Genomic DNA, 25,380 nt, shown 5'->3' on the forward strand with positions numbered 1-25,380 from the left:
GTTTCATAGCAATTATGAAAGAATCGCCGTAAAATATCTGTGCATTGCAATTCAAAACTTAAAAATAGGTAATTCATAATTCATAATTAGATTCTTAATTACGAATTACGAATTACAAATTACGAATTAATAGTAGTTTCCTACTTTGCGATGACGTACTGCTGTGACTGCATCAGGTTTAGAAACGCGTCCTTCTTCGACTGTGCAGTATAAAATCCAGTGGTCACTACATTCCATGCTGGTGACAACTTGACATTCCATATATGCAAGTGCATCTGTAAGAATTGGAGAACCGTTTTTGGCAGTTTGGGTTTTTACGCCGGCAAATCTATCAGCACCGGGATGTAAACGTTTGAGGAAGTGCTTTTTCAGGTCTTGATAGTTTCCTTCTTCCAAGACATTGAGAACAAAGCGATCGCTCTCTTGGAGTAAATTATCAATAGCCCGATCCTTAGCCACAGCCATTGTGAAGCCTAAAGGCTGTATGCTGGCTTGTGTCACCCAGGAAGCGATCATTGCTCCACTCATATCACCTTTTTTGGCGGTGACTATATATAAGCCACTACTAATCCGACCCAACGCTTTTTCCATGTTCACGTCGAGGGATTTGATTTGTTTGATGTTGCGTTCTCGCATCACCATTTGTCCCAAATCTGTACCCGCTTCTCCACAAAGTTGGTAGGTAGATGCACTGGGAACTTCTTTAATCCGAATTGCTGGGAAAGCTTCTTTGATTCCCAAGTCAATAAACTTACGACGGAAGGTATCAATGGGTTCATCATCGCCACCGTAACATTCAAATAGTCCTACTACTTGCTTATTTTTGGCAACTGATAATAATGAACTGATTCCAGCTTGAGCCGCAGATGAGGTAGTGGGAGGCATTCCGATAATAATACCGGCTGCTCTACCTGCTAGTTCTTGAATTTCTTGAGGTTCTGCGGTGTTGAGATCAATTACTTCTACACCCACACCAGCTTTTTGAATACCTTCAGAAATTGCCATAGCCAAGCGATCGCTATAACCGTATTCTGAAACATAGAACAAACCAACCACAGTCTCTGCTGTAGCTTGTCTTTGGCTCCAACTGTGGTAGCACTCGGTGAGGATATCTAGGTGATGGTGCAGCAGTGGCCCATGTCCGTTCGCAATAATGTTAATTTTGCCTAAATCACCCATTCTCTTCATTGCATTCAACAGAGAACGAGCATTGGGACCCATTAAGCAATCGTAGTAAAACCGAAAGTCAGCTTCAATTGCTTCTAAATCTTCATCAAAGGTGCGATCATCACAAAAATGCATTCCAAAAGCATCGCAAGTGTAGATGACTTTGGTTTTGCGGTCAAAGCTGAAAATGGTGTCAGGCCAGTGTAAATTAGGCGCACTGACGAATTCTATTTCATGTCCTTTACCAATATCTATGCGATCGCCACTTTTGACAATTCGCTTAGAAAAAGGATCATGTACCAAACCTTCCAAAAATTGCAACGCTACTTTAGACGCTAAAACAGTTGCTCTCGGTGCTAACTGTAATACATCTTCTACCAAACCACTATGATCTGGTTCTGTGTGACTGACAATTATATAATCAATTGTCTTAGGGTTAACAATACTTTTAAGGGTTTCTAAATACAAGTGACGAAACTTCTGGTGAGAAGTATCAATCAAAACTGTTTGTTCACCCCTAATTAAATATGAATTATAGGTTGTGCCATTTTGCAAGCCAAATTCAATATCAAAACGATCTCGATCCCAATCAAGAGAGCGAATCGCCGTTGTGTTAGGGGCAATTTCTACAGTTTGTATAGTTAATCGGGGCTGAACTTTCTCTGAGATCGCTACCATGATTCGTCTCCGAGTCCAAATAATATTCTTTTCTCTTCACTATTCTCTTTCTAAATTCTTTTTAAAGCTGTAATCAAGAATATATTTCGATAATTTGAACTTGTATCAATTAATGCTCTTTTTCAGCATATTTTTTAACTAGAAAAATATACTAATTCTTAAATATGTCAAATGCAATACGACTTAAATATTTATTTTTCTTGGCATAATTTAAAATCCCAAATCTATCATACATATACTTGCATTTCTTGACAAATAATTCATCAAAAAGAGAATTTTTTTAACTTTTGTAAATATCTTTACGGTGCTGACAATGAAGGATTAAAACAGTTAAAGCTTGGTCATCAATTGCATAACGCACTCGATAATCCCCAACTCTGATTCTATAATTCACCGTCAAAGCCCTTTAGTTTCTTAACTCCAGATGGACGCGGATCTTCAACAAGAGACAAAATTTTCTCTAAAATTCGCTCCCGTACATCCCCTGGTAAAGCATCCAGTTGTTTTTTTACAGGCTTTGGGATAATGACTTCGTAGCTCATTAAGTTTCCCCAGACCGATTAGCAATGTATTCTTGAATAGTTGTATAATCACCATTTTTATAAGCCTTTCGAGCCTCTGAAACCTCAGCAAGAATCTGTGGATCTTCCTCTAATAAATCTTCTTCTGCTTCTAAAACCTGCTCCTCTATGATTCCTAAAAGCTTATGTTTTTCTTCTAAACTTAAAGATGTAATTCCTTCAAGTAACGATTCAAAAGTAACTTGTAGCCTAACTATGGTCATCATTTCCTCCTGTTCTTAATCCTATCAAAACACCTTACAATTCAATTGACAAGTTCAAAAAAGCAGTACGGGATCTGATGTTGATAAGCTGTTGTGCAATTTGCGATCGCCACCTTTAGTTAATGACATTCTAGAATTGGGTTAAGGAAGTTGATCATTTTGGTTGTGCGATCGCCTACACCACCACCTACCCTTCACCCTGACTACCTGATTGCCTTATCAAGTAATCTAAAATTCTATCAATGCGTTCCAAAGCAGCATTAGTAGTACGTTGGAACTCTTGGTTATTTCTTAGAAACTCCTGGTTAGTTCTCTGGAACTCCTGAAACTGTCTTTCAGACTGCCTGAGTGCTTGCTGGTGTAAACGTGCAATATCCGCAAGGTTGGTTACTGTTCTCTCTAGTCGTGCTAAAGCCTGACTGTTAGAACGGGTTTCACGTCTGACACCCTCCTGAACAGTACGGACTAAATCAATTTCATCTCCAAGCTGATCTAATCTGCTGTCAATATCATCCAGCCTTGCGGGTAAATCTTCTAATGGCTGTGAATTAGTCATAATACCTCTTTATTTTGTGGATTTTCTTTATTTTTCTCCTTGATAGCTTTTGTAACAATGTACGCCGCCAGGTTAGCTGGTGTACGCTCCTGTTCTTCAGCTATGTTTGTAAGCTCTTTATATATTTCTTCATCCAGTGTAATTGTCACTCTAGGTCTCATAGCCATAGGTCTAATATCTAGCAGTGACACTATTCTAGACTCCTGTTGATCCAAAAATATTTTGTTGACTGCTGACGTGATTAACATCATAGGTCTACTATAGCATCATCAGCAGCAAATTCAGGACTTACGCAAAACAGAATGGAAGTAGGGGTAATTCATGAATTACCCCTACGCAAGAATCAGGTTTTGAGTCCAATCTTGCGTAAGTCCTAAAATTGAAATTTCATCAAAAAAATAAACCCCCGACTTCCCAAAGAAATCGAGGATTTAAGTATTATTTAGTTAGCAGTATTCAATTAAACAGCCGCTAATTCTGGAGTGGGACGCTTGCTGTTGCGGATACTGCTAATAGCCTCAGCATAATCTGGAGCATTAAATACAGCAGAACCAGCTACAATAGCATTAGCGCCGGCTTCCAAAACTTGCCAAGTGTTATTAGCTTTCAATCCACCGTCAACTTCGATCCAAGGATCTAAACCACGTTCGTCACACATTTGACGAAGTTGGCGAATTTTGGGAACCACGCCAGGAATAAAGCTTTGTCCACCGAAACCGGGGTTAACGCTCATAATTAGCACTAAATCACACAGTTCTAAGACATATTCAATTAGTTCTAAAGGTGTACCGGGGTTAAGTACAACTCCAGCTTTTTTACCGAGTTCTTTAATTTGTCCTAAAGTCCGGTGTAGGTGAGGTGAAGCGTTATGTTCGGCGTGTACAGAAATAATATCAGCACCAGCTTTAGCAAAACCTTCCACATACTTTTCTGGTTCCACAATCATCAAGTGGACATCCAGGGGTTTGGTTGTAATGGGACGAATCGCCTCCACAACCAGAGGACCTATTGTAATATTAGGTACAAAACGTCCATCCATTACATCAACGTGAATCCAATCTGCTCCTGCTTTGTCTACGGCGCGAATGTCATCACCTAACCGACTAAAATCGGCTGATAGGATAGATGGAGAGATAACTATAGGCTTTTTAGATGGGTTTTGGGTCATGGCTGGTGGGTTTTTAAGCATATTCGTCTGTAGGCATTGTAACAAAATATGGATTTTTTGGAAATTGGGAATTAGGGACAACTGACTACTAACTACTGACAATGAACAAAAAACTAACTTGGGTTATTTGGGGTTTGGGAATTTCCTGCTTGAGTTTGCCGGTATTGGCTGCTGTCAAGTTTGGTAGTTCTCTAGAAAGTAGTGGCATTGATGCGCTTAAACTACACCAACCACCTTACAATTTAACTGGTCGCAAGATTGCCATTGGTCAGGTAGAAATTGGTCGTCCGGGGATGTTTGGCTTGGATAAAGCCGTGTCTAAAAATCGCGCGATTTCTCCAGTGGCGGTGTTTTTACGCAATGCACCAGCTAAATCAAATAGTGGTGTTGATCCCCATGCTTATAATGTTGCGGCTGTGATGGTGAGTAGAGATAAAGCCTGGAAGGGAGTTGCTCCAGAAGCGAGGCTATATTCTTCTGCTGTCGGTTCTACAAAGAATATGGGTCAACCAGAGGAGTGTTTATCAACACAACACATAGCACTGCAAAACGGTGGTGATGTTCGTGCTATTAACTTTAGTTTTGGTGAACCGTTGAACCGTGATCCCAGAGCAGAAGCTGTTTTAGATGGCAAAGCTTTACTAACGATGTGTATTGACTGGTCTACTAGAGTTCATAATGTTCTGTATGCGATCGCAGGTAATCAAGGCAAAGGCGGGATTCCCATTCCTACAGACAATTTTAACGGAGTTAACGTTGCTTTTTCATCCCGAAGAGAAGGGATTTTTAATAAAGTTGATGTTTCTAATCTAGCAGGTAATTATCAAGGTGTGGGCGATAGCGCCAGCGCTGACTGGTCAGTTCGCTTAGTGGGGAAAGAGTTTAATATTGGTGGTAGGCGATCTATAGGTTTAGTTGCTCCTGGTAGTAATATTCCTTTACTTAATCCCGATGGTAAGTTAAATAAGTCCACAGGTTCAAGTTTTGCAGCACCCCACGTTACAGCTACTGTGGCTTTATTACAAGAATTTGCTGACCGACAAATCCGCACAAATCTGCCCAAACTGGAGCATTGATTCTCGACATCATCAAGTGATGAAAGCTGTATTATTAAATTCAGCCGAAAAAATCCAAGATAGCGGTGATGGTTTACGCTTGGGAATGACGAAGACGTTAATTGATAAACAAAATCAAGATTGGCTAGTTTCTGATGCTTATCAAAATCCTTCAATTCCTTTAGATGCTCAAATGGGAACAGGTCATTTAAATGCTTTTCGTGCTTATCAACAATTCCTTCCTGGTCAATGGCAACCTTCAGAATCTGTTCCCTCTATTGGTTGGGATTATCACACGATTAATGCTGCATCATCTGTAGAATATGCTTTAGCAAAACCTTTAAAACAAAATAGTTTTGTAGCTGTTACTTTAACTTGGGATAGATTAGTTGAATTAGCAGATAAAAATAATAATCAACAATATGATGTAGATGAAAATTTTATAGATAGAGGACTAAATAACCTCAATCTCTACTTAGTCAAAACAGATGCTCAAGATTCAGATGCTGGTGTTATTTGTTCATCAATTAGCGAAATTGATAATGTAGAACATATATTTTGTCCAATTCCTGCTACTGGTCAATATAAAATCCGTGTGCAGTTTAAACAACAAGTCAATGAAGCAAAGCAAGCCTATGGTTTAGCTTGGTGGACTGTCCCTATTAAATAGCTTTGGCTAAAAAAGTTTTCTGGTAAAGATTAGAAGTCAGAGGGTAGATGTATTCCTGAAAAAAGTAGTAGGTATTTATAGAACTTAAACACCAACAGACTTTTCCCTGTCAACCGCAAAAGCCTAGCACCTGCTTTGATTTCTCAAGCACTTCTTTGGGACGAAATGGTTTAGTCAGATATAGATCAGCACCAACATCAATTCCTTTTTGTTTATCAAATTCTTGCCCCTTAGCTGTCAACATCACGATATAAATATCAGCCATTTGTAACTCGTTTTTAATAATTTGGCAGACTTCCAGACCACTCATTTTAGGCATCATCACATCGAGAAAAACTAGGTTTGGTTTTTCGGTTTTAATAGTTTCAAGAGCTTCTTCTCCATTTCTAGCAGTTAGTAGTTCAACCCCCTCGTCTTCTAATTCTTCTAGGGCTTGTTCCAACAAAATCACAATATTCGGTTCATCGTCAACAATTAGAATCTTCTGGGTCATACAATTTTAGATTTTGAAATTTAGATGAGGATAATTTTTTGTTCTTCAGTACCTAATATAGCGGTTATCAGTTAAGTGAGGTACAAGAACCCCCATTGGTGTCAACTTAACGTGAAAGCCTCGTAAAATATCAGTTTCACCCTTTCTCGTTCCCATACTCTGTATGGGAATGAATTCGAGAAGGCTCTGCCTTCTATGAAAACAGAGGCTCTGCCTCTGTAATAGCATTCCCATTCGGAGACTGGGAACGAGATAAAAAACAGCGGGGAGGGGGTTGGTTTCTTGTATCTTATTCAACTGAGAACCGCTATAAATAGGCTCTTAGCAACCCATAATTTTGCAATCGCCTAAACTGGAAATGTGATGTGTCTATTTAAGATTAACCAAGAAATGGGCAATTAAAGTATTCCTTTCATAGGAGAGGAAATAAAGATGTACAAGGTTGGGATTTTCTTGATCTTTATGCATAACTACACCGTCAAGTGCTAGACGGTGATGATCTATCCATCTATCTTTTGAATCTAGCAGAACACTGAAATAAGGACTTTTATCTGGATGAGACTTTTTTAAATCTTCGTAGCTTTGATAAAAAGGAGGTATGCCAATTCCCAGTGGCATATACAAGCCTTTTGGATAGTCTTTGACAGCTAGTTTAGGCAGATTTTGGAGGTTGATACCACTGATGAGTAATTTATTTTTTTCCCCTGTTTTTGTATCTCCTAGTATCAATTCTAGTTCCTGTAAATTTTCTTGAGTACCAACAGATTTAATATTTCTTAAAACAGCTTTTTCAAATTTAGCTATTCTCCAATATTCATTTTTCCAAGGCTTATTTGATTCATAAAATCCTGGTGGTATAAAACTTGCAAATTCAACTTTATTGTCTCCGCTATAAATATCTCTCCAAGTCCTTAAGTTAGTTGCTAGTGTAGTCCTTATTTTCCGACTTTGCTCTCCAGATGAAAAGATCTTTTCATCCATTGGGAATTGGGCAACTATTTCTTTTTCATCGACTACATTTCTCAGCAAATTAGCATTTATGACTGTACCGCTAGGATCTTGCCAATGTTCTAATTTCCACCAATGCTTCCAATAGGACATATTATTATTTTTTTCAAAGATATTTTTATAATGTCCCATTGGAAAGGTAAACCAACTTTGATAATAGAGTGTTTTATTATCATCTTCTTTGTTAAAAATCAAAATTTCCCAAAATCCTGCATTTAAGCAATTGTTAGCTAAAGCAACTTCTACAACATTTTGCTTTTCAAAACCATCTCCTCCGGTAATTTCTATGTGTTGAGAATTTGCAGGAAAGCTAATTTGCTGTCTGTTCCACTCCCGGTCTGTAAAAGCAATTACTTCTAAACCTGGGTCTTTTTTCACCCATTCTGGTGCTTTAGGAACTAATAAATTTAAATCAACATTTTTGATAACTATTTTGGCTGTTTTTTCATTAGTTGGCTCCAAAACAAAATCAAAAGTATTTTCATTTTTTTTGACAATTGTTAGTTTTCGTTGAGAATACCTTTGAAAATTTTTGCCTAATGGAGCAGGATTGGCTGGATATTCGGCATTAGATAATTCTTGGAGTTTAATTGTCATTTTATCATTGAAATCATATCTGGATTTAAACCAGAAACCTGTAATTCCCAGTAAACCAAGAAATACGATAAAACTGGCTAACAAGCTTTTCTTGTTGACAACTTTTAAGTTAAGTTTGTCTGGAAAGATGCTTGATTTTTTGAGTTCGGACAAATTGTTATTCATTTTGTGAATATATACAATTTCGGGTAAGTTGGGGGTTATTGGATTGATTTTAGATGGACAGAAGGAAAATGTGAAGCGTGTAATATGAAATTTAATATTTTAGGTTCTTGATGATCTGGTCTGCTGAGATTACCGATCAGATAGCATAATGAAAACTACATTTTCTAGCTCTTTTTCAAAGCGTAAAGCTTTGACTAGGTCGGCTTCTTGAGAAAAAATAGAATCAATGATAATCATGTCAGGTTTAGCTGACCGAGCCTTATTAATACATTCTTGAGGATCAGAGGCTACAATCACGCTGTATCCTTGAGTTTGTAGTACATCTGATATTGTCTTTAAAGTTGAGGCATTTTTATCAACAACTAATACCTTTTTAGTGGAAGCACCTTGGGAAAGTAATGAGCCGATTTCGACTAGAAGTTTTTCTGTATGGATAGGTTTAGTGAGATAGCGATCAATGCCAATATGATATCCTCGTTCTTTGTCTTCAATAATTGACAACATAATGATGGGAATATCTGCTGTTTGAGGATCATTTTTGAGGACGGCTGCCACGTCAAAGCCATTGATTTGAGGCATCATCACATCTAGAAGAATCAGATCGGGACGGGATGTTTTGATTTGATGAATTGCATCTACTCCGTCTTTGGCTTCCCGGACATTGTAACCTTCATTTTCTAGTTGTTGACGAAGTAGTTCTCGAATGTTGAGATCGTCATCAACCACCAAAATGGTTTTACGGTTTTCGTTCTGCACTGCATTGGAGGTGATGACGTGATCTTTGAGTTGCTTGACGAGGGTATCTAAATTCAGACTGGAACTAGAGTATTGTTGGCTGGTTTGGGTAGGAACAGTAAACGAGAATGTGCTGCCTTTGTTGAGTTCACTTTCTACCCAGATTCTACCGCCGTGATGGTCGATAATTTGTTTGCAGATTGGTAGTCCTAATCCTGTTCCTTTGGGTTTATCAGTGAGGGTGTCACCAACTTGGCGGAATTTCTCGAAGACTTTCGACTGGTCTTCTGGTGTAATCCCAACGCCTGTGTCAATGATGCTGATGCAAACACCGTCTTTTGTCTGTTTGATGCGGCAGGTGATAGAACCAGATGCGGTGAATTTAATGGCATTGGAAATCAGATTAATGAGGACTTGGAGTAGTCGGTTGCGATCGCCTATGATCTGAGGTAGTCCTGGTTCAACTTCGCTGATTAACTTCAATCCATTGCTTTCTAATAATCCAGATGTGGACTTGGTAGCCCAATCTAGTAATTCGCTGGGATCTAGGGGCTGCATTTGCCATTCCACTTTTCCCGCTTCCATTTTGGCGATGTCTAAGACATCATTAATCAATGATGTGAGTCGTTCTGCTTCGGAGACAATGATGTTGAGATTATCACTGACTCGTTTGATAGTTTTCTGAAGTTTGCGGTCTTCGCTGGAAAGCAAGGGGAAGACGTTGGTTTCTAGCTTTTCTTTAATAATGGAGGCAAAACCAAGGACGGAAGTTAGTGGTGTTCGTAACTCGTGGGAAACCGTGGAGATGAAGTCGGTTTTCATCTTGTCGATTTCTTTTTCTGCTGTTACATCCCGAATGAGGATGACTGAGCCTAGCCACACCGCTGCCTCATTCCCAGATGCTTTTTTGAAGATTGTAGTAGCCAAAGCTTGACCAACTTTTCCTGCTGCGAGATTGACCTCAGCGGTGAATATCTCTTGCTGCTGCTGGCAGGTCTGTTGTACTAAATTAGCGATTTCAGCTTGAGAAATTTCTCGACAGTCTTTTCCTTTGAGATCAATGTCTCCGAGTTGGAACATTTTTAGCAAAGCCGGGTTGAAGCGTGTGATATTTCCAGCCGTGTTGGTTACAAGTAGGCCATCTGCTAGATTGTCAATGATAGCGGTCAGGTCAGCAAATGTTGATTGCAGTTCTGTGTCTGTTTGTTGCCGTCGCCAGTGGGATAGGGTTAATAACCATACTCCCACCCCGATTAACCCACCTAAAACAATGTATAAAAGCAGGAGTTGATAAAAGGCTCTCTGCGATCGCGCATTCAACACAACAGAAGGAACATGAGTCAATATTTTCCAGCGGTAAGACTTGGCATCAACCTTGCCTCGACTGGAATCGAAAGCGCGGGTTGCCCCTGTACTGGATTTAGCCCCCTGCACTGCCAGTAGTGGATACAGGGTTTTAAAGGTGAATAACCCATCAGTTGTTTGTAACTGTCCTGACTCCTGTGTACTGATTCGCTGCCAGATATGAGGATAAGCTTTGGCAAAAGTCTGGTCTTCACGGTCTTCGTACATGAAGCCCCACTCATCTTCTGGTTTTGAACCCTTGAGCCAATAACCATCAGTATTGAGTAGCAACGTTTCACCTAAAGTTGTTGAGTTTTCTTTTTTCAAATTGTAGATAAACTTTTCACCCAGATAGTTCAACACAACAACTCCTCGTTTCTGACCCTGGGCATCAAAAACAGGTGTGCCAAACCGAATCATCGGCTTGAGTGGTTGTTCAATCTGGCCTCGCTCAATATTGAGATCTAGGGGGGAAATAAAGACCTCTCCTGATTTGAGGGAAATAGTGTCTTTAAACCAGTAGCGTTTTGCCTGGACTTGCAGTTTTTCTTCAGGGACAATGCGGGGCTGACCTTGGTTAAAGTTGACTCTGACAACTTCTTTCCCAGTTACGTCCAGAAAACGAATTTGGTCGTAGAGTTGCTTGTGTTGAGAAAGGGAAAGATACTCTTGAGCGATCGCTTGTTTTAATTTCAGTATTTCAGTTGGACTTACAGATGGATTGAGCATTGACTGTAACTCGTTCTGATTAGCCAGAAACATCAAATCTGACTTGATTAAATTGAAGTCACTGGCAGCCGTTTTCGCTTGCAAGTCAACGTTACGGGTTTCGTTGATGGAGATGGCAACCTGTTCAGCCTTACTTTCTGCTTGGTGAATGATTCGCAGCACACCCCCAAGCAGGACAGACAGCGGCAAAAAGGTGATCAGAAATCGCTTGAGAATTCCTGGATGACCGATTTTAGGAAATTGAGAGTTTCTTAACATAAAAGATTTCTATAGGTGTTGATGTGAAAACGTGAACTCGATTCGATATTGAGATTTATTTATTGGTCAATGTGAGTAGGGTTAGCAGTAGGCAAGTAGGCCAACAAGGTGGCATAAAGCTTTAATGAAATTGGGTACTGTTGAAACATTTGGTAAATTTGATCAGGGGATGAAGTTTTAACATCTGTATTTTGCTGTAAAAGTCGCCGGATTAATTGAGCATGACGTATAAGTAAATCCGTTGGCTTGAGTATAGGAGTTGTGGAAGCAAAGAATCCATCTGCATCAGGAGTTGGGGATAGTTCATTGGTAACAGGTAGTGAAGTCTCTATTTTCGGTTCTGGGGATGAAATAGTACTATCATGCTCTTGAACATTGGTATTGATTGCAGTCACGGGAATCTGAATCCAAAATTCTGTCCCTGCACCCGGTTGAGAACGACACTTGAGAATTCCTCGGTGTCTATCCACAACAATTTGGTGGCTGATTGCCATGCCTAACCCTGTTCCTTTGCCTACCTCTTTTGTGGTGAAGAAGGGGTCATAAATTCGATGCAATACCTCCTCTTTCATACCCATTGCGTTGTCAGCAATGCGAATTACCACCCACTCCTGATCGAAGACTTCTGTCACAATCGTGATTTGAGGAATAGTGGTTATTTCTCCATTGTCTATTCCTGCCTCCAGAGCATCAATTGCATTAGATAGAATGTTCATAAACACCTGATTTAACTGTCCGGGGTAGCATTCAATCAGAGGAAGTTTTGCATAGTTTTTAACGATTTCAATTTCAGAATTGCAACTAGCTGCTTTGAGACGATGGCGAAGAATCATCAGTGTGCCATCAATACCATCATGGATGTTGACAGCTTTCATTTGAGCTTCGTCATGGCGGGAGAAATTTTTCAGAGATTTGACAATTTCCACAATCCGATCAGTACCCAACTTCATCGAATCCAGCAGTTTTGGTAGATCCTGGATAATAAATTCTAAATCTATAGTTTCTAAATCTGATTGCAAATTTAGAGGAGCAACTGGTAAAAATTGCTGATAGTCTTGTAGCAAATGTAATAGGTTTTTGGCGTATTCGGCAACATATCTTAAATTGCCACAAATAAAATTGAGGGGGTTATTGATTTCGTGGGCAACTCCAGCTACGAGTTGTCCTAAACTTGACATTTTTTCGCTTTGGATTAGCTGGGTTTGTGCCATTCGCAACTCATGTAGAGCTTGCTGAAGCTTTTCTGTTTGGGCTTTGGCTGCAACAGCCGCTTGACAACTCTGCTGGTAAAGTAAAGCTTTTTCAATAGCAATCGCACTTTGGGAGGCAAAGATACTCACCAGTTTAAGGTGTTCTGCTTTGTATGCGTCGGTTTTGATGGTGCCAATAGCGATCGCTCCCAGTACCCTGGACTTGGCTCTCAATGGCACACAAATCAAAGAGTTCATGTTGTTATTCTGCCCTCCTAATCGCGGATCAGTTTGCACATTATTGATGAGTTCTGCCCGACCAGATTGCACAACATGACCAATAATTCCCTGACCCGGTTGCGGCTGACTGTTAACAAAAAATACTCCAAATTCGGCAATGATTTTAAATGCAGTTGCATCTGAACTGAGGAGCAAAATCATCCCCGCAGATGATTCAATCAATTGACTCATTTCCTGAAGTACAAGTTGGGCAATCTCTTGTGTGTCCAAACTTGTAGTCAGTTGAGTGGAGATATCCTCAAATAAATCAATTTCCTGATATCTTTCCAACAATTCTTTAGCGAGTTCTTTCTTATCTGCTTCTTGTTTTGCCAGAACTGAGAGTAAAGCTGCCACTAGGTTGGCCTGTTTTTCCCCAACAACCCAACCGATTATTTTTCCTGAAATCTCAATTGGATATCTGTTGTCTGCAATTTGCTCTCCTATACTCATGAGTTTAGTGCCGTCTACCAATTCAATATCAATGGCAATATGCAACTGGTTTACTAAGTCTTGAAGCAAAGATGATAACTCTTTTTTGCTAAGAATTTTTTTAAGGCTAAATGTGGACATTAAACACCTCATTGAAAGCAGTTTGCAAATTGACTATATCTTCCTGGCAATAATAGGTAATAAGTAATAGGTAACAGAGTAAAAGATAGCCACGAATTAGAGAACTCCACAAAAAAGATGATCCAATTTGTGAAATCAAAACGACTTTTCCTCCCCCTGCTCCCTACCCTCACAAATACGGGATATTTTTTTATTTGCAAGTTTCTTAGTTTCCTATCACCTTTTCCCTTCCTACGCAAATCAATTCATCAATCAAACCGGATCATGTACTTCCTTGCTATCCGTTACTAAAACTGTAACCATCAACTGTTTATCTGCCAGTAAATGCGATAGTTAACGTCTGACACATCATCAGCGTCTAAATTGATGGGCAGTTAAAAAACAAATGAGGTAGTAGATGAACGTACAGAAATTTAGTGCTGTGCAAAAAAGTTTTTTACAAAGACGTTATGGCGTGAGTTTGGGCAGACGCTACGTTTTAGCGGCAGCCAGCGTTGTACTATTGAGTGTATTAGGCTATTCTCAAGTCGATAGTAGTCACAATTTTGCGAGTAAGTCTCGTCTACCTGATACAGAGTCTCAATTTACTAAAGATAATAAGCCGTTTTGATTTTTTGTTTCTGCCTCCCGTCTTCTATTTTCTTGAATTAGGTAAATTTGCGATGCCTTAAGCTACGCTATCAGAAATACTGAGGGAATTTTTAGCGTCAGCTTTTGCAGATTCTTCTGATGTTATGGGTGCAGCTATTTCCCCAGGAGAGGAGTTTTCTGTATCATTATGAATAATGATCGGAGGACGGACGGCGCTAATCACTGTTTTGATGACGACAGCACAGGGAACCGCTACAATTACGCCCAAAAGTCCGCCAATTCTCGCTCCAGTCAAGACAGAAATGAGAATCCAAACCGGATTTAAACCTGTAAAACTGCCTAAAATCCGGGGTGCAATAATATTTTCGAGAATTTGCTGTACTATGACTGCGGCTAATAAGACTCTTGTACCCATCCAAAAATCTTGTAGGCACACCAACAAAGTTGTGATGGCAATGCCCACAGAACCACCAAAGGGAATCAGAGCCATGATGCCAATAGTTAAGCCAAATAATAACCCATAAGGTACTTTTAACCACAAAAAGGTGGGAATGAGGGCCGAAGCCATACAGGTGGATAAAATTAACTGGGTGATAAAGAAGTTTTGAAAGCTCAGACGTACTGTTCGGGAAAAAGGGTCACGAAATTTAGCAGGTAGCCATTCTACTAAGCTTTGCCAGAGTTCACCACCATGCTGCAATAGATAAAAAGTCAAAACCATTGTCAGCAGGATGTCTAGCAGGCTGGTAAAGGTGACTACGGCTAGATTTAAAACTTGCCCTGCGATCGCTTGCAGTTGTCCCTTGACGCGATCATTAATTTGCACGACGATCGCATCAAGATTAATTGGTAAGCCCATGGTCTCGGCTTTTTCGTTTAAAATCATTAATTGCGATCGCCCTGAGTCAATCAACTCTGGTAAGCGGGCTACCAGCTGTTGGGCTTGGGTAAGGGCTAAAGGAAAGAGGGTGACACCCAGCGCCAATAAAATGGATAAAGCTAATAAAAATACTAAGATAGCAACTTGTTCTCGTCTCGCACCGTGGCGTTCCATCCAACTCACAGGGTAGTTGAGCAGAAATGCCAAAACGGAAGCTCCAACTAAAATAGCTATCAAAGAGTGGAAATAATTGAAAATTGCCAATATAGCCCAACCATTGAGAACTAATAGGGGAGCGAATAGTGCGATCGCTCCGATTCGAGCTATTGGTGTAAATTTTTGCCACCAGTCGAGTAGCTTGCGTGTCTGCATTTTCAGATGATTGGGGATAGAACTAAGGTAAATTCTTCTTTACAGACTATTATCTCTAACTAAATGAGTCTTATTTATTCCTCTAGTTTATGATTAGACCAACCACAATGGACAATCTACCACCAATTGATAATTACCCCACGGCTGATGAAAAGGTTATCCCGAAAAGATTACTGCTTTTATATTTGATTCCAGTGCTAGGATTTTTCCCCTCACTCTGGACTCTCTATCACCGTCAGGGCAACCGGGAACAACTCGCCGTTAGTCGTCTGTCCATTACTTTGGGTTTTACATGGATGTTAGGGTACTTATTTTTCACGACTGGAGCAGCAACTTCTGATTTTTTGACACTACGTTTTTTGATTCTTAACAGTTTTTTCACATCCGGTTATTTTTTACTGAGTATTTGGTTAATTTTACGCATCATTCAAGGAAAATCTTACCGATTACCAGGATTAAGTAGTTTGTCCCAGCGAATACTGCGTAAGTACTAGTACAACAAGCCTAGAAAGAAGCTAAATCAGCTTTTAAACTTTTTTCACAGGATATTTATTTTTGCCATACTCTAATCGGAGTTCGGAGTTCGGAGTTATGATTTTTAAGAGCGAGAGAATAAGGGTTTGAGACTCGTACTGGGGGCGAATTTTCCACAAATTATCTGATGTCGAACTCAAGTTAATCTACTAGATTTGTAATTTTTTTTAAGTGATTAGCTAGTCATGGTTTTTACTAAAATTACTGCTCTTGACAGTTAATCTAACAAGGCATATGGTCAAATGTGGTTTATTATTGCCATACTCCTAGAAACATCTCCGGATTAGCAACAAATAAATAGAAATCCGGGTATAGGTCTTGTAGTATCTACTTCAGGAAAAAAGTCAGCACTATTAATTAAGATTTATCTGTCATAGTCTGATTTATTTACATATATTGAGTCAGCAAATTTACGGTATTTTATCAGTCAGTGTGAGGGAATCTGTGACTAGTCAAAGAACATCAGCAGAAGATAAAAAATCAGCAAAAGCCCAATCCAGAGGCAAAAACTATCGTAAATCCAAATCTGGGCGGTGGCTATGGTTTGCTGTGGGCATGGGTGGAATTGCCTTGGTATCAGGTATGGCAGGGGCATTGTTGGCGGTGTCTTGGGAGAGTACACCATTGCAGCAAGCCCAGTTGAGTGCCAAGGAAGCTGCGGTGTTTGATGGCGATCGCATTTCCGGTGATGGATTCCAATTTTCTCAATTAACTCGCCCTGTTAATATCCTCGTGATGGGCATGAGCGTACTGCCCCCAGATATCCAAAACCCACCTAGTGAAACCAAAGAACTTAGGTATCTGCCCCAAGTAAATTCCTTTGATGGTCTTGCTGATGTAATGCTTTTGCTCAAATTTGATCCAGAGAGCAAAAAAATAGTCATGCTTTCCGTTCCCAGAGATACCCGCACAGAAGTTGAAGGGTATGGCGTGAAAAAAATTAACGCCGCTAATGTCGATGGTGGTCCAGCTTTAACTGCTAAAACCGTCAGCAATCTCTTGGGTGGGGTGGGAATTGATCGTTATGTCCGCATTAACGTTTTAGGCGTTGGCAAACTGATTGATGCTTTGGGTGGGGTAACAGTTTATGTTCCCAAGGATATGAAATATCAGGATGATTCCCAGCACTTATATATTAATTTAAAAGCAGGCAAACAGCATCTTGACGGTAATCAAGCATTACAATTACTCCGCTTTCGTCATGATGAACTAGGAGATATTGGCCGGATTCAGCGTCAGCAGATGGTATTACGTGCCTTAATTGAACAGACTCTCAACCCCACTACGCTCACCCAATTACCCCAAATTCTTAATGTAGTTAAAGATAATATCGACACTAATTTAACAATTGAAGAATTAGTTGCATTAGTTGGTTTTGGCTCACGGACTAATCGTTCTAATATGCAAATGTTAATGTTGCCTGGTCGTTTTAGTGAAAGAAGTGAGTATGAAGCTAGTTACTGGTTGCCAAATAAAACTGCTATTACCAAAGTCATGGTTCAAAACTTCGGTTTAGAATCTACATCCCTCGAATCACAAATAACTGATCCTGCTCGTTTACGCATCGCAATTCAAGATAGTACAGGTGGCGATTACTCTCAAATCAGCCCCTTAATTAAAGGATTAGAAAAAGCTGGTTATCCTAATGTCTTCATCTCTAAACCTTGGGGTGAACCTCTAGAAATTACTCACATTGTTGCTCAACAAGGAGATAGTGACAGTGCCGAATCAATTCGTAATACCTTAGGATTTGGTGAAGTCCGGGTAGAAAGCACTGGCAATATCGGCTCAGATATTAGCATCCAGGTAGGTAAAGACTGGTTACAAAACAAAGCTATTTTTGAGAATCTTAGTAGGTAATGGGTAATGGGTAATTGGTAATGGGAATACACCAATTCTCTTTAACAATAAAAAGGCGTGAGAAAAAATCCCACGCCTTTTTGTTTATTGCTTCTAAAAATCTTAATTATTACTAAGTCTTTACCTACCAAGATTCTGCGCTCCCTTTTTTATAAGGATCACCTGTAAAAGGTTGGAAACCAATCACAGGATAGGCATCATCATTAGGAGAAAAAATCCGCATTGCTGCTTCAGAGATAAACTGAGCCATACTAGCAAGTATTCTGGAGATAGCCATAATATTGAAACTCCTTTTTTATTCGCTATAAACTGCGATATCTATACTTTAGTTCTGTTATGAGCTGATTGCTCATATTTGCAATATATTGACAAGTTATGCAATGATTTTTTAGATATATTTGCAATACTTTATTAAACAGAATACAGGAGTCAAAATTCAGGAGTCAGGAGTCAGATTATTATTAATCACCATTAAAAAGTATGAATTAATAGCTAGTTATATATTACTCTGCCTGTAAACATAGGGATTTTGGGCATCTTTTACTTTTAATCCGTTCTACCCTTGACATTAATTATGGTAAGTTCTACCATAACAACAGCAGCACTTGGGGAAGCTCTCAAATGACAACCTTTCCAGATGTGGATTATGGACAGAAAAGCTACCAAAACCCAGAATTGAATCTCAGTGTAGAGGATTATAGCTTGCTAACTGACCTTTACCAGTTAACAATGGCAGCTTGTTACACAGGTGAAGGTATAGAACAAAAACGAGCCAGTTTTGAATTATTTGTGAGACGCTTACCCGAAGGTTTTGGCTATTTAATCGCAATGGGTTTAGCGCAAGCTTTAGAATATTTGACTCAATTCCGCTTTCATTCCACGCAAATTACCGCTTTGCAGGCAACAGGAATTTTTGCCCATGCACCTGAGCGTTTTTGGTCATTATTAACAGAGGGCGCTTTTACTGGTGATGTCTGGGCAGTACCTGAAGGCACAGCAGTATTTGCTAATGAGCCATTATTAAGGATAGAAGCACCTTTATGGCAAGCGCAGTTAGTAGAAACTTATCTTTTAAATACCCTTAATTACCAAACTTTAATTGCTACCAGAGCCGCTAGATTGCGTGATGTTGCGGGGGAAAAGGCAACACTTTTAGAATTTGGCACGAGAAGAGCTTTTAGTCCTCAAGCTTCTTTGTGGGCAGCACGGGCAGCAATAGCTGGAGGTTTAGATGCCACTTCTAATGTGTTAGCAGCACTACAACTAGGGCAAAAACCAAGTGGGACAATGGCACACGCTTTAATTATGGCTTTGTCTGCTTTAGAAGGAAGTGAAGAACAGGCGTTTACGGCATTTCACCAGTATTTTCCTGGTGCGCCATTATTAATTGATACTTATGATACAGTTGCTGCGGCACAAAAATTGGCAGAAAAGGTAAATTCTGGGGAAATGATCTTAAGTGGGGTGAGGTTAGATTCTGGGGATTTAGTTAGTTTATCAAAAGCAGTGCGATCGCTCTTACCAGATATATCCATCTTTGCTAGTGGTGATTTAGATGAATGGGAGATTCAGCGACTCCAAAAAGAAGGTGCAGAAATTGATGGTTATGGACTAGGAACTAAATTAGTCACAGGTTCACCCGTGAATGGAGTTTATAAACTCGTAGATATTGATGGCATTCCCGTTATGAAAATGTCTAGTGGTAAATTTACTTATCCAGGACGTAAGCAGATTTGGCGCTCATTTGTCGGAGGTAAGTTACAGGTAGATAAACTGGGATTATTAGATGAAAATTCGGTTTCAGGACAACCTTTATTACAGTTGGTAATGAAAGAAGGTAAACAACTGCAAACACTAGAAAGTTTATCAGCAATTCGCCAACGTACCTCTGCATCAGTTACTAGTTTACCAGAAGAAACAAGACGGTTAGAAAATCCACTTTCTGTCCAAGTTGATATTTCTCCAAGCTTACAGGAATTGACTGAGGAAACGAAAAGGAGTTATGAGAGTTGGAAATGAAAAGAGAACCAGCCAAAAGTTTTCAAGATTTGATTGTTTGGCAAAAAGCACATAAGTTAGTTTTGGAAACCTATTACTTTAGTAACAATTTTCCTAAATCTGAAATGTATGGACTAACTTCTCAATTAAGAAGGGCTATCGTTTCTGTTCCAGCCAACATAGCGGAAGGATTTAAAAAGAAAAGTTCTGCTGATAAATTAAGGTTTTTTTAATATAGCAGAAGGTTCTTTAGAAGAATGTCGTTACTACTTCATTCTTACTAAAGACCTCAATTATGGAGATAGTACATACCTGATCTCCCAGCTAGAAGAAGTTAGTAGACTACTGATTGGCTATTCACAATCTATTCTTAATTCTCACTCTTAATAGTGCAGGTGGACTAAGCCATACTTCTGAACTTCTGATAGCGCAGCGTGGCGTAAGCCATACTTCTGAACTCCTGAACTTCTGAACTCCTGAACTCCTTTTTTATGCAAATCGCTTTATTTGGTACTAGTGCAGATCCTCCAACTGCTGGACATCAAAAAATTCTCAAGTGGTTGTCTGAGAGTTATGATTGGGTTGCGGTTTGGGCTGCTGATAATCCGTTTAAGTCACAGCAAACGCCTTTATCTCATCGGGCAGCTATGTTACAATTGCTAATAACAGATATAAATACAACCAGGCAGAATATAACTTTAGAACAAGAATTGAGTAGCTGGAGAACACTAGAAACAGTAGAAAAAGCAAAACTGCGTTGGGGTGATGACGCTGATTATACTTTGATAATTGGTTCAGATTTATTGCATCAGTTACCACGGTGGTATCATATTGAGGATTTGTTGCAGAAAGTACAACTGCTGGTAATTCCCCGTCCTGGTTATGTAATAGATGATTTTAGTTTGGAGGGAGTTAGGCAGTTAGGAGGGAAAATTGCGATCGCTAGTTTAACAGGTTTAGATGTCTCCTCCACAGCTTTTCGTGAACAAAAAGATCCCGACACCCTCACACCCCACGTCGTTGCTTATATTCATCAACAGCATTTGTACGTTTAAATGCCAGAACGCAACCATAAAAAAAATTCAAATCAGATCAATCAACAACCCTTGGCTGATTTCAAAGTCGGTGTAGATAATGTAATTTTTTCTGTAGATACTGCCCAAAATCGGTTATTAGTGCTGTTAATAATGCGACAGCAAGAACCATTTTTAAATTATTGGAGTCTTCCCGGTACTTTGGTACGTCAAGGGGAATCTTTAGAAGATGCAGCTTATCGCATTATGGCAGAAAAAATTAAAGTCAATAATCTCTATCTGGAACAACTTTATACTTTTGGCGGGCCAAATCGTGATCCAAGGGAAAAAATGGATAGCTATGGTGTGCGTTATTTATCAGTCAGCTATTTTGCTTTAGTTCGATTTGAAGAAGCAGAATTAATTGCCGATAAGGTGGCAGGGATTGCTTGGTATCCAGTTAAACAAATACCCCAGTTAGCATTTGATCATAATGAAATCATCAGTTATGGACATGGAAGATTAAAAAATAAATTGGAATATAGTCCGGTTGCTTTCGATGTTTTGCCAGAAACGTTTACTTTGAATGATTTATATCAGTTGTATACTACTGTTTTGGGGGAAAATTTCTCAGATTATTCTAATTTTCGAGCGCGTTTACTTAAGTTGGGTTTTTTATGCGATACGGGAATTAAGGTTTCAAGAGGTGCTGGTCGTCCGGCTAGTTTGTATAAGTTTGATGCTGCGGCTTTTGCGCCTTTTAAGGATAAGCCTTTGGTGTTTATTTGATTTATATCAGGTAAGAATTCAGGAGTCAGAATGCTTATGAAATGAAGAATAGATAGAAGTGAGATTTTATCAATATCATCAATGTTGACTAAAAATCCTTGATTCTCATGACTTTGAGTATTCTCTATCCTGAATACTTACTATATCAGAAGAATATGGATTAAATGAACCGCGAAGGCGCGAAGAGCGCGAAGGAAGAAGAAAAGAAGAAGGAAGAAAGGGAGTAAGAATTTTTAATAATCTAATTACACATTACTAATATGAAAATAGCGATTGCTCAATTTAATCCGATCATTGGTGATTTGTCTGGAAATGCTAAACAAATTCTTGAGGTTGCTGAAAATGCAGGGTCTTTAGGTGTGCGTTTGTTGTTAACTCCAGAACTTTCTTTATGTGGTTATCCACCACGAGATTTATTACTAAATCCTAGTTTTGTGGAAGCTATGGATATTACTTTACAACAGTTAGCTCAGGATTTACCTGCTAATTTAGCTGTGTTGGTAGGAACTGGTGTTAAAAATTCTGAAGCACACGTTACAGGTGGAAAAAATCTATTTAATAGTATTGCTTTATTGGAAGCGGGTACAGTTAAGCAGTATTTTCACAAACGACTTTTACCGACTTATGATGTTTTTGATGAAAACCGTTATTTTGAACCAGGGTTCAAACCTAGTTATTTCAATTTAGATGATATCAATATTGGCGTAACTATTTGCGAAGATTTATGGAATGATGCAGAATTTTGGGGTAAGCGTAGTTATGCGGTTAATCCTATCGCTGATTTATCATCTTTAGGTGTAGATTTAATTGTGAATTTATCGGCATCACCCTATACTGTCGGTAAGCAAAAATTACGAGAAGCGATGCTGCAACATAGTGCAGTCAATTTTAAACATCCAGTAATTTATACTAATCAAGTTGGTGGCAATGATGATTTGATTTTTGATGGACGCAGTTTTGCTTTAAATCGTCAAGGTGAAGTTATCTGTCGCGCTAAGGGTTTTGAATCTGATTTATTAGTTGTTGAATTTGATGAAATACAACGCGATTTACAGTTAGGTACGGTTTCATCTGTCTATGAATCAGAAGATGAGGAAATTTGGCACGCTTTGATTTTGGGTGTGAAAGACTATATCCACAAATGTCATTTTTCTCAGGTGGTTTTGGGTTTAAGTGGTGGAATTGATTCGGCATTGGTAGCTGCAATTGCTACTGCTGCACTCGGTAAGGAAAATGTTTTTGGTGTTTTAATGCCTTCTCCTTATAGTTCCCAACACTCTATTAGTGATGCTTTGGCTTTAGGTGAGAATTTGGGAATTAAAACTCATATTTTACCGATTGGGGAATTAATGCAAGGGTTTGACCACACTTTGGCTGATTTATTTACTGGGACTGAGTTCGGGATTGCTGAGGAAAATATTCAGTCGCGGATTCGTGGTAGCTTGTTGATGGCGATCGCTAATAAATTCGGTCATCTCCTGCTATCAACTGGAAATAAGTCGGAAATGGCTGTTGGTTACTGCACTCTCTACGGTGATATGAATGGCGGTTTAGCGGTGATTGCAGATGTCCCTAAAACCCGTGTCTATTCGCTGTGTAAGTGGTTAAATTTTCATACCCAGCAAGAAATCATTCCTGAAAATATCCTCACCAAAGCACCCAGTGCAGAACTTAAACCGGGTCAAATTGACCAAGATTCTTTACCTGCATACGATATCTTAGATGATATTTTGCAACGTTTAATTAATGATCACCAATCCGCAGTACAAATAGTTGCAGCAGGTCATGATCCGCACATTGTCAACCGGGTATTGCAAATGGTCGCTCGGTCTGAATTTAAGCGGCGACAAGCACCCCCTGGACTGAAAATTACTGACCGCGCTTTTGGTACTGGTTGGCGAATGCCTATTGCTAGTAAAATTAACTGGATAGCTGTGAATAATTCTCACTCATAGTGACCAATGTCTCTACTGGCATTTCAACTCAAAAATGACAGTGGCAGTCGAAAAATAAGTCTTTGATTATACAATAAGCCAATTTTCAGATTTTGCTGTTTCCCGTCAAAATGAGGAAGCAGCATTATTTATGGGGATTTTTTCAATCTTTAAAATAAGTAAAAATTTGCAGCTATTTTCTAGTTCAGCGTATATATTCGGACATGATCGGAAAAATTAGATAAATAACGATAAGGTGCAGAATGAAACTACAAGATTTTCTAGGTACAGATGAAAAATGGGGCTATGAAGCGATCGCACTTGACGCAGAATTACCACGTCAGATTCAACTACGGTTAATTGATTTGGGTTTACTTGAACCCCCAGCCGATGGACAATTTGGCCCTGTTTCTACAGCAGCACTTAAAAAATTTCAAGAGATAATGAAGACCGGAGAGGTTGATTTTTTAGGAGCGATCACAGCCAAAGAACTGATTGAGACAAAAAAAGAAGAAATCCCCCAACCAGCCTTAAAACTTGGAAACGATATTGCCAGCAGAATTATTAAATATATGCTGACAAAAAAATATGAGGTATTCACAAACCCTCAAGAATATAACATAGTTTATATAGAAGGAATGAATGGGGATTGGACTCTTAATAATGATTCCCCCAATGAATTTAATGACCAACGGATTGTGATCGAAGTAGTAGATGGTGTCCCCAAAATTGTCAACAACTGGCAAGCAACTACTGAACCAGGAAAGTACTACACTTATAATCCAATGAACCCCAAAGGTGCAGCTAGGATTCAGTTTGGTCAATACAAAGCTTGGGCTGTGGGACTGCACGGTACGGCACAGCCCCATGAAGCATTAAGACAAGTGGGAAATCTCACTGTTTGCAGAGATTTCAACAAAGACTTTAAACGAACTGGCGATAAACTTGATACAGGTGATGATTTTTATATCAATCAACACTGGGGCTATGATGCGCCTGTTAATGATATCAAAAATGCCAGCGCAGGTTGTTTAGTAGGACGAAGAATAGACGGACATAAAGAGTTTATGGCGATTGTTAAAAAAGACCGCCGTTATGTAGCGAATAAGAATTATGTCTTCTACACAACAATTATTCCAGGGAATGATCTAATCAAACAGTTTCCTGGATAAAGAGCAAGTTTAAAATAGAGGGTAATGAATTCTACTCATTACCCATTGCTTTTGATATTGATGTTTTCCATTCTTGATCTCAAAGCCAAAATTGGGTTATCCACCAATTTCTCTTAATATGGATTCTACCCTGTTCATGCCTTCTGAGTCATTACTACTGCGATATAAACTCAGAGCTTTTCTCAATACATTACTGGCTTGTTGGGTTTGTCGTCGTTGTTGAAACATCGAACCCATTAACTCATAGGTGCGAGCATTATTTTTATTCAGTTCAATGGCTTGTTCAAAAGCCCATGTAGCTGATTCATAGTCTTTGAGCGCAGTTTGAGTGACACCTAAACCTAGATATGCATTAAGATTACCTCGGTTTAGCTGGATAGCACGACGATAAGCCTCTTTAGCTCCAGGGGTGTCTCCTAAGTTGCCTTTGATATAACCTACAGCGTAATAAAAATCACTATTATTACCGTCGATTGCGATCGCACGACGGTAAGCAGCTAACGCTAACTGGAAATTCCCTTGTTGAGCATACAAGTAGCCAATCCCCGAATGAATTTTGGCATTCCGACGATCTATAGTTGCAGCTTCCTGATAAACTGCGATCGCTCGATTATAATCCCCCGCATCTACTAGTCTTCGTCCTTCCTCTAGCAGTTCCTTTAACCTGGGATTACTAGCTTGTGCTACCAACACTTCTGCACCTTCAGCTACCAAAGGAGTACTAGTAACGAAACTTCCTAATAATAGAACAGTAACTAAAAATGATGTTTGTTTGTACACAGTAAATT

21 protein-coding genes and 3 pseudogenes are annotated in these 25,380 nt (G+C 39.3%); 10 read left to right on the forward strand and 14 right to left on the reverse strand.

The window, feature by feature from the left end:
- Positions 1 to 126 precede the first annotated feature (126 nt).
- The 7 genes from ACOWPH_RS02285 to rpe form a co-directional block, all read right to left on the reverse strand.
- Entirely contained in the window at positions 127 to 1,845 is a 1,719-nt protein-coding gene (locus ACOWPH_RS02285) for a diflavin flavoprotein (RefSeq protein WP_015213802.1), read from the reverse strand.
- 280 nt (positions 1,846 to 2,125) lie between these two features.
- The gene (locus ACOWPH_RS02290) at positions 2,126 to 2,239 is read right to left on the reverse strand and encodes a type II toxin-antitoxin system RelE family toxin (protein WP_342342681.1); all 114 of its coding nucleotides are present in this window, start codon (positions 2,237 to 2,239) and stop codon (positions 2,126 to 2,128) included.
- Positions 2,229 to 2,387: a type II toxin-antitoxin system RelE family toxin gene (locus ACOWPH_RS02295; protein WP_311381499.1), complete on the reverse strand. Its 159-nt coding sequence runs from the start codon at positions 2,385 to 2,387 to the stop codon at positions 2,229 to 2,231. The genes ACOWPH_RS02290 and ACOWPH_RS02295 overlap by 11 nt, the downstream gene beginning before the upstream one ends.
- Positions 2,387 to 2,632 carry a hypothetical protein gene (locus ACOWPH_RS02300; RefSeq protein ID WP_042464768.1) on the reverse strand — a complete coding sequence of 82 codons (246 nt, stop codon included), beginning with the start codon at positions 2,630 to 2,632 and terminating at the stop codon, positions 2,387 to 2,389. The genes ACOWPH_RS02295 and ACOWPH_RS02300 overlap by 1 nt, the downstream gene beginning before the upstream one ends.
- Before the next feature lie 184 nt (positions 2,633 to 2,816).
- On the reverse strand, positions 2,817 to 3,185 hold the full coding sequence (locus tag ACOWPH_RS02305) for a hypothetical protein (protein ID WP_015213804.1): 369 nt from the start codon (positions 3,183 to 3,185) through the stop codon (positions 2,817 to 2,819).
- Positions 3,182 to 3,376 (reverse strand): ribbon-helix-helix domain-containing protein, encoded by a 195-nt coding sequence (locus tag ACOWPH_RS02310; RefSeq protein WP_242043105.1) that lies wholly within the window; start codon positions 3,374 to 3,376, stop codon positions 3,182 to 3,184. The genes ACOWPH_RS02305 and ACOWPH_RS02310 overlap by 4 nt, the downstream gene beginning before the upstream one ends.
- Before the next feature lie 269 nt (positions 3,377 to 3,645).
- Positions 3,646 to 4,353: a ribulose-phosphate 3-epimerase gene (rpe, locus tag ACOWPH_RS02315; protein ID WP_042465865.1), complete on the reverse strand. Its 708-nt coding sequence runs from the start codon at positions 4,351 to 4,353 to the stop codon at positions 3,646 to 3,648.
- Between the two features lie 101 nt (positions 4,354 to 4,454).
- On the opposite strand from rpe, the pseudogene ACOWPH_RS02320 reads away from it, so the two are divergent.
- Positions 4,455 to 6,078, forward strand: a pseudogene (locus ACOWPH_RS02320) (S8 family serine peptidase).
- A 109-nt stretch (positions 6,079 to 6,187) separates the two neighbouring features.
- On the opposite strand, the gene ACOWPH_RS02325 reads toward ACOWPH_RS02320, so the two are convergent.
- The 4 genes from ACOWPH_RS02325 to ACOWPH_RS02340 all read right to left on the reverse strand — a co-directional run bounded on the left by ACOWPH_RS02325 (position 6,188) and on the right by ACOWPH_RS02340 (position 13,449).
- Positions 6,188 to 6,571, reverse strand: coding sequence for a response regulator transcription factor (locus ACOWPH_RS02325; protein WP_015213808.1), 384 nt, complete (start codon positions 6,569 to 6,571; stop codon positions 6,188 to 6,190).
- 369 nt (positions 6,572 to 6,940) lie between these two features.
- Entirely contained in the window at positions 6,941 to 8,341 is a 1,401-nt protein-coding gene (locus ACOWPH_RS02330) for a hypothetical protein (RefSeq protein ID WP_015213809.1), read from the reverse strand.
- Positions 8,342 to 8,470: 129 nt separating this feature from the next.
- Positions 8,471 to 11,407, reverse strand: a complete 2,937-nt coding sequence (locus tag ACOWPH_RS02335) for a response regulator (RefSeq protein ID WP_015213810.1) — start codon at positions 11,405 to 11,407, stop codon at positions 8,471 to 8,473.
- 59 nt (positions 11,408 to 11,466) lie between these two features.
- Positions 11,467 to 13,449: an ATP-binding protein gene (locus tag ACOWPH_RS02340; RefSeq protein WP_015213811.1), complete on the reverse strand. Its 1,983-nt coding sequence runs from the start codon at positions 13,447 to 13,449 to the stop codon at positions 11,467 to 11,469.
- 397 nt (positions 13,450 to 13,846) lie between these two features.
- Here ACOWPH_RS02340 and ACOWPH_RS02345 point away from each other — a divergent pair, with 397 nt between their 5' ends.
- Positions 13,847 to 14,059 carry a hypothetical protein gene (locus ACOWPH_RS02345; protein WP_015213812.1) on the forward strand — a complete coding sequence of 71 codons (213 nt, stop codon included), beginning with the start codon at positions 13,847 to 13,849 and terminating at the stop codon, positions 14,057 to 14,059.
- Between the two features lie 57 nt (positions 14,060 to 14,116).
- On the opposite strand, the gene ACOWPH_RS02350 is transcribed toward ACOWPH_RS02345, so the two are convergent.
- Positions 14,117 to 15,292, reverse strand: a complete 1,176-nt coding sequence (locus ACOWPH_RS02350; protein WP_015213813.1) for an AI-2E family transporter — start codon at positions 15,290 to 15,292, stop codon at positions 14,117 to 14,119.
- 107 nt (positions 15,293 to 15,399) lie between these two features.
- Between ACOWPH_RS02350 and ACOWPH_RS02355 the strand changes: the two genes are divergently transcribed.
- Both ACOWPH_RS02355 and ACOWPH_RS02360 read left to right on the forward strand, forming a co-directional pair.
- Positions 15,400 to 15,786, forward strand: a complete 387-nt coding sequence (locus ACOWPH_RS02355) for a hypothetical protein (RefSeq protein WP_042465869.1) — start codon at positions 15,400 to 15,402, stop codon at positions 15,784 to 15,786.
- A gap of 484 nt (positions 15,787 to 16,270) precedes the next feature.
- Entirely contained in the window at positions 16,271 to 17,686 is a 1,416-nt protein-coding gene (locus tag ACOWPH_RS02360; protein ID WP_015213815.1) for an LCP family protein, read from the forward strand.
- 124 nt (positions 17,687 to 17,810) lie between these two features.
- Here the strand turns inward: ACOWPH_RS02360 and ACOWPH_RS02365 are convergent, their stop codons facing one another.
- Positions 17,811 to 17,963 (reverse strand): hypothetical protein, encoded by a 153-nt coding sequence (locus ACOWPH_RS02365; protein ID WP_015213816.1) that lies wholly within the window; start codon positions 17,961 to 17,963, stop codon positions 17,811 to 17,813.
- A 344-nt stretch (positions 17,964 to 18,307) separates the two neighbouring features.
- Between ACOWPH_RS02365 and ACOWPH_RS02370 the strand changes: the two genes are divergently transcribed.
- From ACOWPH_RS02370 to ACOWPH_RS02395, 6 genes and pseudogenes are all read left to right on the forward strand, one after another.
- On the forward strand, positions 18,308 to 19,705 hold the full coding sequence (locus ACOWPH_RS02370; RefSeq protein ID WP_015213817.1) for a nicotinate phosphoribosyltransferase: 1,398 nt from the start codon (positions 18,308 to 18,310) through the stop codon (positions 19,703 to 19,705).
- Positions 19,702 to 20,071: pseudogene (locus tag ACOWPH_RS02375) on the forward strand (four helix bundle protein). Before ACOWPH_RS02370 ends, ACOWPH_RS02375 begins: the two are co-directional and overlap by 4 nt.
- A 104-nt stretch (positions 20,072 to 20,175) precedes the next feature.
- Positions 20,176 to 20,815: pseudogene (locus ACOWPH_RS02380) on the forward strand (nicotinate-nucleotide adenylyltransferase).
- Entirely contained in the window at positions 20,740 to 21,486 is a 747-nt protein-coding gene (locus ACOWPH_RS02385; protein WP_015213820.1) for an NUDIX hydrolase, read from the forward strand. The pseudogene ACOWPH_RS02380 and the gene ACOWPH_RS02385 overlap by 76 nt, the downstream one beginning before the upstream one ends.
- A 260-nt stretch (positions 21,487 to 21,746) precedes the next feature.
- Positions 21,747 to 23,441 carry an NAD+ synthase gene (locus ACOWPH_RS02390; RefSeq protein WP_015213821.1) on the forward strand — a complete coding sequence of 565 codons (1,695 nt, stop codon included), beginning with the start codon at positions 21,747 to 21,749 and terminating at the stop codon, positions 23,439 to 23,441.
- Between the two features lie 242 nt (positions 23,442 to 23,683).
- Positions 23,684 to 24,592 (forward strand): peptidoglycan-binding domain-containing protein, encoded by a 909-nt coding sequence (locus tag ACOWPH_RS02395; protein ID WP_015213822.1) that lies wholly within the window; start codon positions 23,684 to 23,686, stop codon positions 24,590 to 24,592.
- A 96-nt stretch (positions 24,593 to 24,688) separates the two neighbouring features.
- Here ACOWPH_RS02395 and ACOWPH_RS02400 read toward each other — a convergent pair whose 3' ends face one another.
- Positions 24,689 to 25,372, reverse strand: a complete 684-nt coding sequence (locus ACOWPH_RS02400; protein WP_015213823.1) for a tetratricopeptide repeat protein — start codon at positions 25,370 to 25,372, stop codon at positions 24,689 to 24,691.
- Positions 25,373 to 25,380: the final 8 nt, after the last annotated feature.

The organism is Anabaena sp. PCC 7938, from assembly GCF_049315035.1.
Classification (GTDB): domain Bacteria; phylum Cyanobacteriota; class Cyanobacteriia; order Cyanobacteriales; family Nostocaceae; genus Anabaena; species Anabaena cylindrica.

Bases quoted from the DNA above. Each gene is read 5' to 3' on its own strand.
- ACOWPH_RS02300 (WP_042464768.1), bottom strand. From the start codon at position 2,632: ATGATGACCATAGTTAGGCTACAAGTTACTTTTGAATCGTTACTTGAA.
- ACOWPH_RS02370 (WP_015213817.1), top strand. From the start codon at position 18,308: ATGACAACCTTTCCAGATGTGGATTATGGACAGAAAAGCTACCAAAAC.
- ACOWPH_RS02295 (WP_311381499.1), bottom strand. From the start codon at position 2,387: ATGAGCTACGAAGTCATTATCCCAAAGCCTGTAAAAAAACAACTGGAT.
- ACOWPH_RS02345 (WP_015213812.1), top strand. From the start codon at position 13,847: ATGAACGTACAGAAATTTAGTGCTGTGCAAAAAAGTTTTTTACAAAGA.
- ACOWPH_RS02325 (WP_015213808.1), bottom strand. From the start codon at position 6,571: ATGACCCAGAAGATTCTAATTGTTGACGATGAACCGAATATTGTGATT.
- ACOWPH_RS02355 (WP_042465869.1), top strand. From the start codon at position 15,400: ATGGACAATCTACCACCAATTGATAATTACCCCACGGCTGATGAAAAG.
- ACOWPH_RS02305 (WP_015213804.1), bottom strand. From the start codon at position 3,185: ATGACTAATTCACAGCCATTAGAAGATTTACCCGCAAGGCTGGATGAT.
- ACOWPH_RS02285 (WP_015213802.1), bottom strand. From the start codon at position 1,845: ATGGTAGCGATCTCAGAGAAAGTTCAGCCCCGATTAACTATACAAACT.
- ACOWPH_RS02330 (WP_015213809.1), bottom strand. From the start codon at position 8,341: ATGAATAACAATTTGTCCGAACTCAAAAAATCAAGCATCTTTCCAGAC.
- ACOWPH_RS02385 (WP_015213820.1), top strand. From the start codon at position 20,740: ATGCCAGAACGCAACCATAAAAAAAATTCAAATCAGATCAATCAACAA.
- ACOWPH_RS02335 (WP_015213810.1), bottom strand. From the start codon at position 11,407: ATGTTAAGAAACTCTCAATTTCCTAAAATCGGTCATCCAGGAATTCTC.
- rpe (WP_042465865.1), bottom strand. From the start codon at position 4,353: ATGACCCAAAACCCATCTAAAAAGCCTATAGTTATCTCTCCATCTATC.
- ACOWPH_RS02340 (WP_015213811.1), bottom strand. From the start codon at position 13,449: ATGTCCACATTTAGCCTTAAAAAAATTCTTAGCAAAAAAGAGTTATCA.
- ACOWPH_RS02390 (WP_015213821.1), top strand. From the start codon at position 21,747: ATGAAAATAGCGATTGCTCAATTTAATCCGATCATTGGTGATTTGTCT.
- ACOWPH_RS02365 (WP_015213816.1), bottom strand. From the start codon at position 17,963: ATGGCTATCTCCAGAATACTTGCTAGTATGGCTCAGTTTATCTCTGAA.
- ACOWPH_RS02395 (WP_015213822.1), top strand. From the start codon at position 23,684: ATGAAACTACAAGATTTTCTAGGTACAGATGAAAAATGGGGCTATGAA.
- ACOWPH_RS02350 (WP_015213813.1), bottom strand. From the start codon at position 15,292: ATGCAGACACGCAAGCTACTCGACTGGTGGCAAAAATTTACACCAATA.